Source organism: Bacteroides sp. AM41-16 (assembly GCF_003603495.1).
GTDB lineage: Bacteria > Bacteroidota > Bacteroidia > Bacteroidales > Bacteroidaceae > Bacteroides > Bacteroides uniformis.
The window spans coordinates 66570-84200 of the sequence record NZ_QTNE01000012.1; the positions used below are offsets into that span (position 1 = coordinate 66570).

The 17631-nt window shown below is 49.5% G+C and carries 11 protein-coding genes; 5 read left to right on the forward strand and 6 right to left on the reverse strand.

Going from position 1 to position 17631, the window contains the following annotated elements:
* From DW896_RS12070 to DW896_RS12090, 5 genes are all read left to right on the forward strand, one after another.
* The gene (locus tag DW896_RS12070; RefSeq protein WP_005824845.1) at positions 1-1611 is read left to right on the forward strand and encodes a RagB/SusD family nutrient uptake outer membrane protein; all 1611 of its coding nucleotides are present in this window, start codon (positions 1-3) and stop codon (positions 1609-1611) included.
* A 33-nt stretch (positions 1612-1644) separates the two neighbouring features.
* Complete coding sequence (locus tag DW896_RS12075; protein WP_005824847.1) at positions 1645-2793, forward strand: SusE domain-containing protein; 1149 nt, start codon at positions 1645-1647, stop codon at positions 2791-2793.
* Between the two features lie 14 nt (positions 2794-2807).
* Positions 2808-3941 carry a glycoside hydrolase family 76 protein gene (locus DW896_RS12080; RefSeq protein WP_005824849.1) on the forward strand — a complete coding sequence of 378 codons (1134 nt, stop codon included), beginning with the start codon at positions 2808-2810 and terminating at the stop codon, positions 3939-3941.
* A gap of 142 nt (positions 3942-4083) precedes the next feature.
* The gene (locus DW896_RS12085) at positions 4084-6234 is read left to right on the forward strand and encodes a GH92 family glycosyl hydrolase (RefSeq protein ID WP_005833933.1); all 2151 of its coding nucleotides are present in this window, start codon (positions 4084-4086) and stop codon (positions 6232-6234) included.
* A 15-nt stretch (positions 6235-6249) separates the two neighbouring features.
* A complete protein-coding gene (locus tag DW896_RS12090) occupies positions 6250-8877 on the forward strand; it encodes a glycoside hydrolase family 78 protein (RefSeq protein WP_009037474.1) in 2628 nt (875 codons plus the stop codon).
* Between the two features lie 111 nt (positions 8878-8988).
* Here DW896_RS12090 and DW896_RS12095 read toward each other — a convergent pair whose 3' ends face one another.
* The 6 genes from DW896_RS12095 to ychF all read right to left on the reverse strand — a co-directional run bounded on the left by DW896_RS12095 (position 8989) and on the right by ychF (position 17556).
* Positions 8989-11166, reverse strand: a complete 2178-nt coding sequence (locus DW896_RS12095; RefSeq protein ID WP_009037473.1) for a glycoside hydrolase family 3 C-terminal domain-containing protein — start codon at positions 11164-11166, stop codon at positions 8989-8991.
* 34 nt (positions 11167-11200) lie between these two features.
* The gene (locus DW896_RS12100; RefSeq protein WP_009037472.1) at positions 11201-13537 is read right to left on the reverse strand and encodes an alpha-xylosidase; all 2337 of its coding nucleotides are present in this window, start codon (positions 13535-13537) and stop codon (positions 11201-11203) included.
* A 101-nt stretch (positions 13538-13638) separates the two neighbouring features.
* A complete protein-coding gene (gene lgt / locus DW896_RS12105) occupies positions 13639-14544 on the reverse strand; it encodes a prolipoprotein diacylglyceryl transferase (RefSeq protein WP_009037471.1) in 906 nt (301 codons plus the stop codon).
* A gap of 86 nt (positions 14545-14630) precedes the next feature.
* Complete coding sequence (locus tag DW896_RS12110) at positions 14631-15551, reverse strand: ketopantoate reductase family protein (RefSeq protein ID WP_005824862.1); 921 nt, start codon at positions 15549-15551, stop codon at positions 14631-14633.
* A gap of 14 nt (positions 15552-15565) precedes the next feature.
* Positions 15566-16378, reverse strand: coding sequence for a carboxypeptidase-like regulatory domain-containing protein (locus tag DW896_RS12115; RefSeq protein WP_005824864.1), 813 nt, complete (start codon positions 16376-16378; stop codon positions 15566-15568).
* Positions 16379-16452: 74 nt separating this feature from the next.
* The gene (ychF, locus tag DW896_RS12120) at positions 16453-17556 is read right to left on the reverse strand and encodes a redox-regulated ATPase YchF (RefSeq protein WP_005824866.1); all 1104 of its coding nucleotides are present in this window, start codon (positions 17554-17556) and stop codon (positions 16453-16455) included.
* Between the last annotated feature and the right edge of the window lie 75 nt (positions 17557-17631).

The following is a 17631-nucleotide window of genomic DNA, read 5'->3' on the forward strand; positions in this document are numbered from 1 at the left end:
ATGAGACTAAGAAAATATATAGCTTTTGCCGGAATGGCTGTTCTGATGCTTTGCAGTTGCAACGAGATGGAGAACGCACCGACAAACAAATTTACGGATAACTCTTATTGGACTTCCACCACCAAAGCCCAGTATGTGGTGAACATGGCTTACAGCCAGATGTACAATGCAGGCCGTATGTGGAGCGATGAAAGTTTGAGTGACAATGCTTACGACGGTCGCAGTGTGGACGACCAACGTGCCATTCGCAAAGGTATGGCTACTCCCTCGCTCGACATCTTCAAGAATGAATGGAAAGACCTTTACGGAGGCATAAAGACCTGCCACGTGTTCCTTGAAAAGGTGGATCTGGTACCCAACATGGACGCATCTGTTAAAGCACGTATGATTGCCGAGATACGCTATATCCGTGCAAGCCTCTACTTCCGTCTGACTAACCTTTATGGTGCAGTACCTTTCTTTACGGAGGACATCACGCTGGAAGAATCGCGGAGTGTAAGTCGTACAGACCGCGAAACCATTATCAGCTTCATTCACCAAGAATTGGAAGACATCAAGGATGCGCTTCCCACTCGCGACCAATTGCCCGAAGAAGACAAGGGCAAAATTACTAAAGGTGCCGTTTGTGCTTTGCAGGCTCGTGTCTACTTGATGGATAGCGACTGGAACAATGTGATGCTTTATTGCGACAATCTGATGAACAAACAGGGCGAATATGGTACTTATGCCTTATTTCCTGATTATGCCGGGCTTTTTGATGAAGCCAATGAGTATAATGAAGAGATTATCATGGACCGTTCTTATGTACCCAATTTGATTACTTGGGGTGAGATGGTAGACATGATTCCTTTGTCAAGAGGCGGACGTGCCGTGAACCGTGTGCCGCAACAATCATTGGTAGATACTTATCTGATGCTTAGTGGAAAGACTATCAGTGAAGCCGGGACAGATTATAACCCTGCTTATCCTTACGACAACCGTGACCCACGTCTCACCGCTACTATCATTTATGATGGCTATGACTGGAGTGGCAATGTGGACGATGGCAGTAAAGACGTAGTCATCAACATTCGTCCGGGTTCGGGAACCGATGCCTACGATGGTGGTGGAAACGGCACTTCTACCGGTTATTTCACCCGTAAGTATTATAATCCGCAGGCTTCCGGTGATCAGAATTCCGGTATGAACATCATCACTATGCGCTATGCTGACATCTTGCTGATGTATGCTGAGGCTGTTCACGAAACAAGCGGTATGACTGAAGCGGTATGGAACAAGACCATCCGTCCCATCCGCGAACGTGCCGGATTCACTGCCGATGCAGCCTTGAACTTTCCTGCCGGAAAGAGCAAGGAAGAGATGAGGCAGATTATTCGCGACGAACGTCGTGTAGAAATGGCGATGGAAGGTTTGCGCTGGTATGATATTAAGCGTTGGAAGGCTGGCAACGAATACTTGTCGGGCAAGGTGCGCGGTGCAAGCTTCGTGGACGAGAATAAGCTTGACACTCGCAAGTTCGAAGAGGCAAGAGATTACCTTTGGGCAGTTCCTATCAGTGAAATCAATTTGAATCCCAATCTGGCGCCTAACAATCCAGGATATGGAAATTAACGTGTATCTAAACTCATTAAAAACAATAGAACAATGAAAACAATATTCTCAACAATAGCTCTTTTTTCGGCAGTCCTCTTTGCTACGTCTTGTACGGAAGACATGGAATACAAGGATTCCAAAGTTTCCTCAGTAAATCAGTTGTATGAACCCACTGACGGCAAGGAAGTAGTCTTGCAATCGTCGGCCAGCGCCAGCCTGTTCTTTGAATGGGAGTCGGCCAAGGCTGAAGATAGCGGTGCCCCTCTTTATGAAGTGGTATTCGATAAAGAAGGTGGAGATTTTTCTAAGCCTATTTACAAAGTGCTTTCTGACAATGGCGGTTCTTTGAGCTATGCTACCATCAGCCACAAGACATTGAACAAGGTTGGTGCGGCTGCCGGATTGAACAGTGGTGAGACGGGTACACTTGTTTGGACAGTAATGGCTTCCAGAGGTTTGAATTCTGTAATGGCAAAGGAAAGCAAGAAGCTCACCATCACTCGCTTGGTGGGATTTGAAGAGATTCCGGCACAGCTTTACTTGACCGGAAGTGCTACTGAAGGTGGTATGGATGCTTCTAAGGCCGTGGCGTGTGCTTCACCCGAAAAGGATAAGTTCGAAGTCTTTACGAAGTTGGAAGGCGGAAAGACTTACAAACTGGTAGATAGAGCAGCCGAAGGTGCCAAGGTGTTTTATATCAATGGCAATAAGATTATGGAAGGCGAAGGCGAGACAACCGTAGAAAAGACGGGAGTTTACCGCATTGAGATGGATTTCTCCATTGCATCTGTAACCGTCAGGGAAGTAAGTAAGATGGAATTCTACTTCTGTCCGAGTGGTGCCGCAACTTTTGAATTGCCTTATGTTGGAAACGGTGTGTTCTGCGGTCAGGATAAAATTGAGTTCAAGCAAGAAGGATGGGGGCGCGACCAACGCTATAAGTTCTTGATGACTTATGCTGATGGTAGTATACAGTATTGGGGAACCAAGAATACTACAGACTCTAATCCTGGTGCGGCTACTCCCGAAGATCCTTATTTCTATATTATGGAGACTCCTGATAACCAATGGGATCAGAAGTGGAAACTGAACGATGAATTCGATGGTGCGGCCGATGGCCACAATCCGGGTGCCATCACCAAGATTAGTGTGATATTCAATGTGGAGAACTATACTCATAAAGTGGAATTGGCCAACTAATTTAAGGAGAGATTATGAAAAAAATATTATTTTGTCTGCCCCTGCTTCTTTTGGCACTTCAATCGTGCGAGATAGAAGATGAGTATATGTATGATAAGGGGCTTTACACCATAGATTGGGATGCGGCTGCCGATAGCAGTTCTGTGACCCTGATAGATCGTTTCTGGAATACGGAAGAGAATTATTTCAACTACGGGAATGACGGTTCAATCAAGGATTTCCATTATTGGCCGCAGGCTCATGCTATGGATGTGATGATAGATGCTTACAATCGTACCGGAGATAGCAAGTACAGCGACTTGTTCGACAAATGGTATGTCGGTATCAAGGCAAAGAACGGTGGCAGTTATTGGAACAACTTTTATGATGATATGGAGTGGATTGCTCTCACCATGATTCGCTTGTACGAAGTTACTGATGAAAACAAGTATCTGGAAACTTCTCAAGAGATGTGGAATGAAATCAAGACCGGTTGGAACGATTACGCAGGTGGTGGCATTGCTTGGACTCACGACCAGCTATGGAGCAAAAATGCTTGTTCCAACGGCCCTGCTGCTTTGATTGCTGCTCGTCTTTACCGTATTAACGGGAATCAGGAGGATTTGGATTGGGCTGTCAATATTTATAAATGGGAGCGTGAAAATTTATTTAACCCTGCTACCGGCGCCATCTATGATAATGTGAACGGTGAGACGGGTGAGTTGAGTACACTTTCTCTTTCTTATAACCAAGGTACATTCTTGGGTGCTGCTTACGAACTGTATAAGATCACAGGAGAAGAGTCCTATTTGAAAGATGCTCGTAAGGCTGCCAATTTCGCTATCAGTAATAGCAGCATGATAGATACTGGAAATAATTTACTTCGTGATGAAGGCGATGGGGACGGAGGTTTGTTTAAGGGTATTTTCATGCGTTATTATGTGCAGCTGATTATGGAACCGAATTTGGACCCCATATATAAGAAGAAATTCATCACTTTCTTTAACAATAATGCTGAAATCTTGTGGCGAAAGGGAATCAATAAACTTGATTTGCTGTATAATACTAACTGGGCAATGAACAATAGCGGCAACAACCATCTGACTACGCAGACAAGTGGTTGTACTTTGATTGAAGCCAAAGCTCTCTTTGAAAAGAGCCTGAAATAAGTTAGCAATTAAAAGTGTGTCGAAACTCAATCTGGTTATTGGGTTTCGGCACATTTTTTTTTAGAGCCAGTTTTAATTGGCAGTTATTTTGGAAATAATGTTTTTAGAGACAACAGTTTTTTATATAAAATAAATACAAAAGATGAAACAGAATCAATATTTATTTCTACTGTTCGCCCTGATTGTTCTGACGGGCTGTGGCGGTACGCAGAAGAAATTAACCGAATATGTCAATCCTTTCTTGGGTACGGCTACTTTGTGGGAGCCTGAGGACTTAGGGTATACGCGCAAAATAAAGTCACGTACATGGGGTGCGGAAACTTATCCGGGTGCTACCTTGCCCAACGCAATGGTGCAGCTCAGCCCCGTTACACAGTTTCGTAGCGGTGCGGGCTATCAATATGAGGACACTGTGATTTATGGTTTTTCACATACAGCTAAAGGGCATTGGAACTTGTTGCATGTCCCCATGTTGCCAGTGGTGGGAACTATCGCTCCGGGTAATTATTGCTCCGGGTTTAGTCACGAGAAGGAATCTGCGCATCCGGGGTATTACCAAGTTTATCTGGAACGCTATAAAGTGAACGCCGAGTTGACCAGTACCTTGCGTTGTGCCTACCATAAATATACTTTCGGCAAGGGCGACGATAAGTCATTATTGGTAGACATCCGCCGTTCTAATAATGATGTCCGTGATTGGAAGATTGAGAAGGTTGACGATAATACGTTCACGGGTTATCAAGATGGCGATGGTAAAATCTACTTTTACGCTAAGACCAACTATAAAATAGGCCAAGTGGAAATGGTAAAAGACGACAAACATGAGGTGGCTGTGCTGCGTTTTATCGACAGCAAAGGTGTTGAACCTTTGGAAGTGAAGGCTGGTTTCTCGTTTGTGAGTATAGAGAATGCTCAAATGAATTTGAAGGCCGAAATGTTGAACAAAAGTTTTGCACAAGTGGCAGAAGAAGCCGATGCGGCTTGGGAAGCACTCCTCTCCAAGATTCAAGTTGCAGGTGGCACGGAACGTGAAAAGAGATTGTTTTATTCTACTTTCTTCCATGCTTTTAAATGGCCGGCTTTGCGTAGCGATGTGAATCATGAATATACTGATGTCCGTGGCGAAGTAGTGAATAACGGCTTCCACTATTACACTGACCCTTCTTTTTGGGACGATTATCGCAACAAACTGGTACTCATAGGTATGATTTCTCCCGATGTGACTACTGACATCATTAGGTCTATTATTGACAAAGGTGAGAAGCGTGACGGCTACATGCCCACCTTCTTCCATGGTGATCACGCTTCCACTTTTATTTCTGGTTCTTGGTTGCGTGGTTTGCATGATTTCGATCTGGAGCGTGCTTATAAGTTGATTCTGAAAAATGCTACGGTGCCCGGTAAAGGAGGACGTCGCTATTTGGATGAGTATATGGAGCGAGGTTGGATTGCTGAAAAAGACACAGTGAATGTACCCACATGGGACGAATACAAAGGGGCTGTGACCAAGACCCAGGAATATGCTTACGATGACTATGCCGTAGCCTTGGTAGCCAAGGAGCTGGGAGATGAAGCCAACTACAAACTGATGATGGAACGCTCCAACAACTACAAGACGCTATTCGACCCCTCTACCGGCTTTTGGAGAGGTAAGATTGACGATGGTAGCTGGATTCAGGATTTCGATCCGTATTATCCCTATTACCAGTACATGTACCGTGAGGCCAATGCATGGAACGCCCTCTTCTTCGCCCCCCACGACCCCGAAGGCATGATTAAGCTCTATCCCAGTAAAGAGGCGGTGGAGGCTAAACTGGATTCCTTATTCAGCGAACCGTGGAGAGGTTACGAGGCCCACAACCTGACCGGATTCATCGGAAACTATTGCCACGGAAACCAGCCGGGACACAGCATTCCTTACACCTATTATTTCATAGACAAACAAGAGAAAGCCCAATGCATTCTCGACAGCCTGATGAACCACTACTATGACATGGGTGCCGACAAGCTGGCTTATGCAGGGATGGATGATGCCGGCGAGATGTCTTCGTGGTATGTGCTCAATGCTATTGGACTTTACACTTATTCGCCTGCCGATCCTGAATATATTGTTACTGTTCCCTTGTTCGATAAAGTGACGTTCAATCTGAATGGTCGTCCCTTTACGATTGTGAAGAAAGGAAGCGGCAAGAAGATTATTGACATTACTTATGACGGTAAAAAGATTGACGGTTACTTTATCACCCATGACCAACTGAGGGAGGGCAAGGAACTGGTGATTACTACGGAATAGATAAACAATGGAGTTATGAAAAGAAATATACTGCTTCTATTCACATTCTTTGCTTGCATTACTGTACAAGGGCAGACTCCGGTTCGTTTGGTTGATCTGAGGAGCGAACATCTTGACAGACCTATAGGTTTGGATAATCCCGTTCCACGCCTTTCTTGGCGGATGGAAGATGGTAGGCAGGGAGCTGTGCAGACTTCCTGGCGGATTGTGGTAGACGAAGACTCGTTGAATGTGGTCAATGGCTGTGGCAGGATGTGGGATAGTGGAAAGAACGATTCCCGTAATCAGCTTGTGGCCTATGCGGGCAAAAAACTGCAGCCTTTCACTAGATATTATTGGAAAGTAATCTGCAGCGACATGGAATATAAGGAGACTGCTTCTCCTGTCTCTTACTTTGAAACGGGCATGATGGGGATGCAACATTGGCAAGGTGCTTGGATTGGCGATGGCAAGGATATTCATTATGGGTCTGCCCCTTACTTCCGAAAAGAGTTCAAGACCGGCAAAAAGGTAAAGTCAGCGCGTGCTTATATTGCCGCTGCTGGACTATATGAGCTTTACATCAATGGCGAGAAGATAGGAGACCACTGCCTTGCCCCTCTCTATACCCGCTTTGATCGCCGCAACTTGTATGTGGCTTATGATGTGACTTCACAATTACAGAATGGTGACAACGCTATTGGCGTACTTTTGGGTAACGGCTGGTATAACCATCAATCCAAAGCAGTGTGGGACTTCGACCGTGCCCCTTGGCGCAACCGTCCCACTTTCTGTCTGGACTTGCGCATTACCTACACCGATGGAAGCGTGGAGACTATTCCCACCGATCTCAGTTGGCGGACAGCGTCGGGTGCAATCACTTTTAATAGTATCTATACTGGCGAGCACTACGATGCACGTCTGGAGCAGAAAGGATGGAGCACTCCGGAATTCGATGATTCCAAGTGGCGCGGAGTAGCCTATCGGAGTGTACCTTCTTCCAATGTCACTGCCCAGCAAGTACATCCCATCCGTAATGTAAAGATTTTCCCCGCCGTCTCTTTCCGCAAAGTGGACGAGAAAACATACATCTATGATTTCGGGCAAAATATGTCCGGTGTGACTTGTATTCATGTTTCGGGTGAACGGGGAACGGAGGTCAGAATCAAACATGGCGAACGCTTACATCCAAATGGCCGCCTCGATCTCTCGAACATTGATGTCTACTTTCGAGGCGATAAGGAGAAAGACCCTTTTCAGACGGACATTCTCATTCTGAGTGGAGAAGAGGATGAGTTCATGCCCCGATTTAATTACAAGGGATTTCGTTATGTGGAGGTAGTGGCAGATAAGCCTATTGAGCTTGACCAAAACAGCTTGATTGCTTACTTCATGCACAGTGATGTGCCGGCAGTAGGTAGCTTGGAATCTTCGAGCCCACTGATAGGCAAGCTGCTCCATGCTGCCAATCACTCTTACCTTTCCAATCTGATGGGCTACCCCACCGATTGCCCTCAGCGCGAGAAGAACGGTTGGACTGGTGACGGTCATTTTGCCATTGAGGCAGCATTTTATAACTTTGATGGAATTACCGTTTACGAAAAATGGTTGGCCGACCATCGTGACGAACAGCAGCCCAACGGAGTGCTGCCCGATATTATTCCAACTGGTGGATGGGGATATGGTACAGACAACGGGCTGGACTGGACTAGTACTATTGCCATCATCCCTTGGAATATCTACCTCTTCTACGGTGATAGCAAGCCCTTGAGCGATTGTTACGAGAGCATCAAACGTTATGTGGATTATGTGGAGCGTATCTCTAACAATCATCTCACTACGTGGGGGCGCGGAGACTGGGTGCCGGTGAAGTCAAAATCCAATAAAGAGCTGACTTCCTCGGTCTACTTTTATGTAGATACCAAGATTTTGGCCGCTGCTGCCAAACTCTTCGGCAAACAGGCCGATTACGAATATTATAATGCCTTGTCGGAGGAGATAAAGCAAGCTGTCAATGATAAGTTCCTGAATCGAGAAACAGGCATCTATGCCGAAGGTTCACAAACCGAATTGAGTGTTCCCTTGCAATGGAAGATTGTGCCCGAAGAGTTGATAGGAAAAGTGGCAGCTAACTTGGCACATAAGGTAGAGGAGGACGGTTTTCACTTGGATGTGGGTGTATTAGGAGCTAAAGCTATTCTGAATGCACTCAGCGAAAATGGTTATGCTGAAACAGCTTATAAGGTGGCTGTACAGGACACTTATCCTTCATGGGGTTGGTGGATGGTGAACGGTGCCACTACGCTGCTCGAGAACTGGGATTTGCAGGCTACTCGTGACATCTCGGACAATCATATGATGTTCGGTGAAATAGGTGCTTGGTTCTACAAGGGGCTGGGAGGTATTTTCCCTGATCCCGTGCAACCTGGTTTTCAAAACATTCTGCTCCGTCCCCATTTCATAAAGGGATTGAAACGGTTTGAAGCTCGTCATCGGTCGCCTTACGGTGAAATTGTTTCTCGCTGGGAATGGAAAGGGAAATGTGTGCATTATGAAGTTACAGTGCCCGCTAACAGTACAGCTACACTCACTTTACCTGACAAGGCCGAGAATGTACGGGTGGTGGAACTGGCGGCAGGAAGATATGAGTTTATTGTAAAGTGACCTTGTACTTCATTTATGCTTGCAAATATGTAATTAGCGGGTTTGCCACGTTGTTGTGGCATAACTCGCTAATTTTTATAGTCGGTATGTTAAGGGATGGCTTTTTCATTCTTATAGCCTGATCTTTCCCTCCAACCGTATATCTTCCGATGAAGCCCCTATCAGCAGCTTCACCGTTCCGGGTTCTACAACGAACATCTGCTTTCCTTCGTTCCAATAGCCGAGCTCTTCTTTGGGCACGGTAAGCGTCACTTTCCGGGTTTCGCCGGCCTTGATGGGGATACGCCTGAAGGCGCGCAACTGCTTGGAAGGACGTTCCACTTTGGAGTCCGGATAGCTGGCATAGAGCTGTACGACTTCTTCTCCGTCGCGTCCGCTGGTATTCTTCACTGATACCGTCACGCGGATGTTCTTCTTGTCTTGCTTGACGGATTCAATCTTCTCGTACGTAAAGTCGGAATAGCTCAGACCATAGCCGAAAGGATAGAGCACAGGGCCTTGGTGGTACATATACGTACGTCCGTTGCGGATGTCGTAGTCCATTATGTCGGGTAGGTCGGTGATGTCTTTCACCCACGTCTGTACGGTACGTCCGGCTGGATTTACCTTGCCGAAGAGTACGTCGGCCAGTCCGTTGCCCTGCTCCTGGCTGCAGTGGGTGATGTGGACGATGGCAGGCACGTGCTCCTGGCTCCAGTTGATGGTGTAGGGGAAACTGCTGACGAGCACCAGTATGGTATTGGGATTGGCTTTGAGCACCAGCTTCACCAAGTCTTCATCGGGCAGCATCAGCGATTTGCGGTCCACGGCTTCGCGGCCGTCACTGGGGACGGGAGAGAACTTCCAGTCCGCACGCGTGCCGTAAGGATGGTTTCCTACACACACGATGGCAACGTCGGCGGCTGCAGCAGCCTTTTCTGCCTGGCCCATGCGGTTGTCTTCGGCGTGGATGATTTCGGTTCCTTCTTTCACAGCATTGCGTATGCCACTCAGAATCGTTGTTTCGTAAGGCGGGGTACCACTATACCAGTCTTGCACGATTTTGTCCGAATACGGGCCTATAACGGCTATTTTACGCAGCTTTCCGGCATCGAGTGGCAGGAGTTTTTTGTTTTTCAATAACACCACGGACTTGGCGGTGACTTCCCGTGCCAGCCTGCGGGCTTCTGCTGTCATGAAAGGCGGTGTCTCCGTACTGTTCTTTCCGATAGAGAGATAAGGGTTACGGGAGTTGTCCCCGTCCAGCAAGCCGAGCTTGAGGGCGACGAAGATGTTCCCGCGGATAGCCTTGTCGATGTCGACTTCGGTCAGTAATCCCTTTTCCAGAGCTTCCTTGACGTAAGGAACGTATGCGTCGAGAAATTGTCCTGTGGTGGCTTTTACTACGGCAGCAGCACCCTCCGCAAAGCTCGGAAAACTCTTGTGCGCTTCAATCAGCAGTTTCAGGGCACCGCCGTCCGTACAGATGATACCGTTGTTGCCCCACTGCTTGCGGGTAATCTCTTCGAGGCAGGGATGGATGGACATGGGGATGCCGTTCCAACTGTTGTAGGCGGCCATGAAGGCACGGCTGCCTCCCTCGGTGATGCCTTTATAGAAAGGATAAGCATAGTATTCATGGAACAAGCGCGTGTCGAAGTCGGAGGAAGTGCTGTCCCGTCCGTCCTCGTTGCTGTTGGCAAGGAAATGCTTCATCAGAGAGGCGGTTTTCCAGTAGCGGGGATGATTGCCTTGCAGGCCGCGTACGCTGGCAATGGTGAGTTGGGCGGTGAGGAAAGCATCTTCTCCGAAACTCTCCTCGGTGCGTCCCCAGCGTGGGTCGCGGGCAAGGTCGGCATTCGGAGCGCGCATCACGAGGGCATGACGCTTGTTGCCGGTGGTCTGCATGTAGTAGCGGGCTTCTTCAGCGGCTTGTTCCGCTACTTTCTGCACCAAATCGGTGTCCCATGTGGAGCCCAGACCGTAGGACTGGGGGAATATGGTGGTGGGGCAGTCGGTAGGGACTACTTTCCCGTCTTCCGTTCTTTGGCGTCCACCCCACATGGCAGGACCGCCGAGGGTCAGCCCGTGCAGTCCTTCGTAGTGTCCGCAACGGGGAATGTTGAAGCGGGGGACACCGAGGTCGGTGGAAAGAAGGTTTATCTTTTCATCCAATGTCAGGATGGAGAGAAGATGTTCCACGCGCTGTTCGTCACTGAGCGTGGTATCTTGAAAGGCTTGTGTGTGTTGTGCGCTTGCCTGTAAGCCGAATAGCAGGGGCAAGGCGAGGAACAATAACTTGTTTCGCATGGGGTATTAGGGTTTAATGTGTTTGATATACCGGTTATGGGATTGATATCCGTTGTAACTGTCCGTCCTGCGGCAGGCAGAGCAATCCTTCAGCTTTCTTTTCGTCTGCCAGATACTTCTTCCACGTAATCTTGTCCCATTTCATCTGGTCTGTGCATTGTGCCACGGGGATATGGGGGATGGCCGAACCGTCCTTTACAAGAATGACGATGGGCAGGGTGCCGCACTCGATATGGTTCCATCCCGGAGCATACACCTTTCCGGTCTGGTAGTCTATCCATTTCTGCCGTCCGGGGAGGTAGACATCCCGTCCGCTGCCCTCTTCGAGCATGGGTGCCACGAGGAGGTTGGAGCCGAACATGTACTCGTCCTCTACCAGCCATGCACCCGGGTCGTCGGGATACTCCAGCAGCAGGGCGCGGAGCATCGGCCAGCCGTTCTCGGTGCACTCTTTGGATTGTGCATATACGTAGGGCATCAGTTTGTACTTCAGTTCGGCACAACGGCGGAAATAGTCTGTGAACTCTTTCCCGTAGTACCACGGTTCGGTGGGAGGTGCTCCGTGCACGCGGCTGTGGCTGGTGAGGAAGCCGAAGGGTAACCAGCGGCGGTAGAGGCTTTCGGGGCTTTGGGTCACGAAGCCGCCTATGTCATTGCTCCAGAAGCAGAATCCGCTCAGTCCGATGGAGAGGCCACTGCGGATGGTTCCCTCGAAACCGGTTTCGGTAGTTGCGGCATCACCGCCCCAGTGCAATGGGTAGCGTTGTGAGCCTGCCCATGCGGAGCGTGCCCAGATGATGTTTTCGCCGTGCAGCTTCTTGATGATGTCGGCCACGGTCTTGTTGTAGCGCAGGGGATAGAGGTTGTGTTCGTATAGTCCGCTACGGCCGTTGGCATAGATGGCATCCAGTGGGGCACCTTCGCCGAAGTCTACTTTGATGGCACCTACACCCATTTCAATCAGATTGCCGAGCTTCTCTTGATACCACTGCACGGTTTCGGGATTGGTGAAGTCCAGCACCACGTCCTCGTAGGGAAGCTGTCCTTTGCCGTTGCGTACGTACAGACCGCGTTCCACCAGCTCGGGGAAGAACTTATTCTTCGGGGTAAAGTAGGGGAGTTGCCAGAGGCAGGTACGGAAGCCTTGTGACCTTAGGTCGGTGAGCATCTGCCGGGGATTGTCGAAGCGGTCGGCGGCAAAGGCGTAGTCGCATTGCCAGTCCACGCCGAACCAGCCGGTATCGAAGTGGATGACGTCGCTCGGTATCTTGTTCTCACGCAGTTTCCGGGCTACGTCGCGGCCCTCTGCTTCGCTGAAGTAGGTGATACGGCTCATCCAAGTGCCGAAGCTCCACAAAGGGGGCATTTCGGGCCGTCCTACCAGTGCGGTGTATTCGCTCAGCATCTCCTTTGGCGAGCCCAGAAAGATGAAGATGTCCATCGCCTCGTCTGCCATAAAGAGTTTGGTGGCTCCGATGTAGGAGCGGCCGAAGTCGCAGGTCACGGGGGCGGAAGTGTGCATAAACATGCCGTAGCCACGGTTGCTGAAGAAGAAGGGGATGGGCTTGTACATATCTGGGGTTTCGGGCCCTTGTGGGTCGGTGACAAAGAGGTTGACCTTCTGTCCGGCTTTGTTCAGTGCGGTGGCGGACTCGCCGCAACCGTAGATTTTCTCGTTCGGCGCGAGGCTGAATACGGGATTGATGCTGCGTGAGTTGTCCGAGCCGCGCTTGATGAAGCTGAATGGAGGTACCTTGACCTGCGTGGAGTCGTTGTCGCTCCAGCAACGGGTCTGTGTCAGCAGGCGTCCGTCGGCGTCTTTCAGTACCAGGCGCCAGGGATAGTTCTGGATGAGCAGGCTGCCGTATCGGGAGGTGTACAGCGTACCTTTGTCCGTCTTCTCGGCTTTCCAGAAGGAGCGTCCGTCGGCAGGCTTTCCTATGAGCATGGGGTCGTCGGCATCTTCTTTCGGTACGATGGGCGAGGTAAGCATACGGATGCGGAGGGTACGTTCGCTGACCGGTTCGACGGTGAACGTCAATTGCGGATTGTTGTCGTAGGCCGTCTCCGGGAAGTCCAGCGACTGGAGGGGCTGGTGCAGGTAGGTGTTTGCATTGAATGCCTGGCGGGGCATCAGTTGCTGGCGTTTCCATTGGACAGTCCCCTTGCCGGTGGAGGTGTCGAACGATACCAGGCTGTCGGCAAAGAAATAGGTGTTGCTGAAGTCCAGAAAATCCTGGCTCATGTCTTTCGGCTGGGAAAGCAAGTATTGCACGCCGGCATTTGTTTTCAGTTGGGCATGCGCAGGCAGGGTGGCAGTTGCTGCCAGCAGCATAAAAGCTGCCCCTTTCATCAGTTGTCTCTCTTTCATGATAAATATATGATTTACGGTTACTGTTTCGATGCCGTAAAAGTAGAGAAATCTGCACGGATGAAAGGGGTGGGTATGTTGCTTATGTAGGGCTGAAATGTTTATTTGGAAGCTTTCTTTCCGTAGAAACACATAAAATACACTCCGATAATCACAAACGGGATACTGAGCCACTGGCCCATGTTCAGCGTCATGCTGTCCTCAAAGTTCACCTGGTTTTCTTTCAGGAACTCGATGAAGAAGCGGAAGGTGAATATTTCCGTCAGGCAGAGTCCGAAGAAGAAACCGCGGTGATAGGGCAGGGAGGCTTCGGCCTGCACGGCGGTTGATTTCTGCTTGGTGGTGCTGAAGTCTGTTTCAAGTTTGGTTTCTTGTTTTTTCTGTCCGCGTTTGTATAGCCAGACCATCCCTAAGAAGAAGATGAAGTAGGCGATGGCTTCATAGAGCTGTGCCGGATGGCGGGGTAGCATGTCTTCTCGTTCAAAGATGAATGCCCAGGGTACGTCGGTCGGTTTGCCGATGATTTCGGAGTTCATCAGGTTGGCAAGGCGGATGCAGCAGGCGGTGATGGGGGTGGCAACGGCTATCATGTCGAGCACGTCCATGTAGTGCATCTTCGTCTTGCGGCAGTACATCCAGAGGGCGATAATCAGGCCCAGCGTGCCTCCGTGGCTGGCAAGGCCGGTGTAGCCCGTCATTTTCCAACTGCCGTCCGGCAGGATTTTTATGGGGAGAATCATCTCGAGGAAATGGTCCTGGTAGTAGGCCCAGTCGTAGAATATGCAGTGGCCCAGTCGTGCGCCTATCAGTATGCCGAAGAAGCAATAGAAGAAGAGAGGTTCGAATTTCTTTTCGTCTATTCTGCGGTCGCTATACTGGCGTTGCACGATGAAGTAGGCAAGAGCAAGACCGATAATCCATAACAGTCCGTAGTAGCGGATGGATATGCCGAAGAACTTGAACAGTTCGGGGTCGGGATTCCAGTTGATGGTGAGTAATGATAACATATTTATGAAGAATTAAATTACTGAATTACGGGGTTGTTCGGGACAAAGGTATGAAATTATCTCGTTTGGCAGTTCATCGTGGCAGTTTATTTGAATTTCTCCGCCACCATCCTATACGTCAGCACCTCAATCCCTTGTTCCTCTGCAGCCGTAATCATGTCGAACAACAAGCCTTGTACTTCGCTCTGATGTCCTTTGGCCATATCTTTCTGCATGGAGGCGGTACTTTCAGGGGCGAGTTTGTCTATTACTTTGAGGTTGTACTCCACGATGTCTTCCTTGAATTCTATACCCAATTTTCGGCCCAAAGCTGCGCTCTCTTGTGACAGTCCGATGAAGGTATCGCGCACCTTCCCCGGTTTCTGTACTTCGCCCATAGGCACGTCATAGTAGGCTCCGGTGACTGCCATAGCGGAGATGAACGACCACTTGACGAATGTGTCCCGGTCGATGTCGTCGGAGATGTCGGCTTTGATGCCGCTTTCCTGCAAATCGCGTTGCACGGCTTCCAATGTTTCACGGGAAACAATCGTGCTGCGGTGTGCTCCGTAGACGAGCCGGAAAATCTTTCCCATCTGCGTGATTTCTCCCCGTCCGGATACGAATCCTACGATGTAGATGCAGCCGTCGAGCACCGTGACGCCGGGGACCAACCGCTGGATACGGGGACCGGTTCCGTAAACATTCAGGATGGGGATTACCACTGTACGCTCGTGTGAGGCACGTTTGATGAGTTCCGTAATGGAGTCTACGGAATAACCTTTGACGCAGACGAAGATAACATCCGCTTTGCCTTGGAATTCTTCTGCGGTAAATGCCGCCACTTTCAGACAATGTTCACCTTTCAAATCGGAGTGCAGTTGCAGACCGTTCCCGCGTATGGCGGCAAGGTGTTCGCCACGTGCAATGCAAGTGACGTCTTTGCCGGATAATGAAAGAAAGGCGGCGATGCTTCCGCCTACGCCGCCGGTACCTGCTATGAGGTATTTCAGATTACTGTTTGCCATTTGTTGTGTATGGTTTATTGAACGTAGTTTTCCTTTTCCATATAGTAAAGCCCTTCGCCCCGGTCACCGTTTTCCATGTCTTCCAGCTCTACTTTGAAGATACGGTAGGGAAGGTCTTTTTTGGGATGCTTGGGCATGTCTACTGTCAATAGATAGGCGTTGCCATATTCGTTGCTGTCGAAATATTCTTTTATTTCCTGCTTCATCAGCACGGGGACTTTCTCGCCGTCTATCCAGACGGTGACTTTCAGTTGCCCGGGGCGGGGAGCCATCTGGCATTCTCTGGCTTCTTTGTTTTGTTCTTGTTGCTCAATGTCACTCAGGTTTTCACCGTGTACCAATGACTCGGGCTTTGTTTCTTTCATCCATTGGTAGGTACGTGTCAAGCTCATGGGACGGACGTATATCTGATAAGTAGGCATGGCTCCGGGGATGCAGAAAGCACGCAGGCCATAAGCTTCCATACGATGATAACGTATGTCGAGTGTAGTGTCGCGGTCGGCGATGAAATCCCAGGCCCAGAACTCCAGGCGGTGTTCAGTCTCGGGCAGCCCGCTTTTCATGGCAATGTGCGCATAGGAGGGCAGATAAATAGAGGCTGCACTTTGATATTTCCCTTTGGGTATACGGGCCGTGTAATGCCCGTCTTTGTCGGTTATGGCTTCTATGATGTCATTGAACTGCGGGTTTTGCCACCAGACGCTGGCACTGTCTATCGGCTGTCCGTTGTAATCAGTCACCCGTCCGTGAATGGTTACTGAGTCTTGCTGTTGTGCATAAACGGCAGTACAGGACAATAAGAATAAAAGGAAGATAATCTGTTTCATATTGTTATTGTATGGAGTTTATTAGAAAATGGCAATGTACAAAGAAAGTACATTGCCATCTGGAATGAATATCATTACACATTGAACCTGAAGTGCATGATGTCCCCATCCTGCACCACGTATTCCTTACCTTCCACACCCAACTTTCCGGCTTCGCGCACGGCTGTTTCGCTGCCATACTTGATATAATCCTCATACTTGATGACCTCTGCCCGGATAAACCCTTTCTCGAAATCCGTATGGATAACGCCGGCGCATTGCGGCGCTTTCCATCCCTTGCGATAGGTCCATGCCTTTACTTCCATCTCTCCGGCAGTGATGAAGGTTTCGAGGTTCAGCAGGCTGTAGATAGCTTTAATCAAACGGTTGCAGCCGCTCTCTTTCAGTCCCAGGTCTTCGAGGAACATCTGCTTTTCTTCGTATGTCTCCAGTTCGGCGATGTCGGCTTCGGTCTGGGCGGAGATGATGATGAGTTCCGCATCCTCGCCCTTAATGGCTTCGCGCACCTGCTCTACGTACTGGTTGCCGCTGGCGGCACTGACGTCATCCACGTTGCAGACGTAGAGCACAGGTTTGGTGGTGAGCAGGAACATCTGCTTGGCACATTGTTCCTCGTCGTCGTTCTGTGGGATGACGGTGCGGGCGCTTTGTCCTTGTTCCAGGGCATCCTTGTAGCGGAGCAGGAGTTCGTACTCTATCTTTGCCGCCTTGTCGCCACCCACTTTGGCAATCTTCTCTACACGCTTGATGCGGTTTTCCACCGTGTCGAGGTCCTTCAGTTGCAGCTCTGTGTCGATGATTTCCTTGTCGCGCACGGGGTTCACCGAACCGTCCACGTGGACGATGTTGCCGTTGTCGAAGCAGCGCAGCACGTGAATGATGGCGTCGCACTCGCGGATGTTGCCCAAGAACTGGTTGCCGAGTCCTTCACCTTTGCTGGCGCCCTTCACCAGTCCGGCAATGTCGACGATGTCGCACACGGCAGGTACGATACGCCCCGGGTGAACCAGCTCGGCGAGCTTCGTCAGTCGTTCGTCGGGTACGGACACTTGCCCCATTTGGGCGTCGATTGTACAGAACGGGAAGTTTGCCGCTTGTGCCTTTGCGCTGCTCAAGCAGTTGAAAAGAGTGGATTTTCCTACGTTGGGAAGGCCCACGATACCAGCTTTTAATGCCATAGTGTTATCTTGTTTTTTTAGTTATTGTTCAGTTAATTGGATGCAAAGATAGTGCAAACCGAATGCAGAATAAAA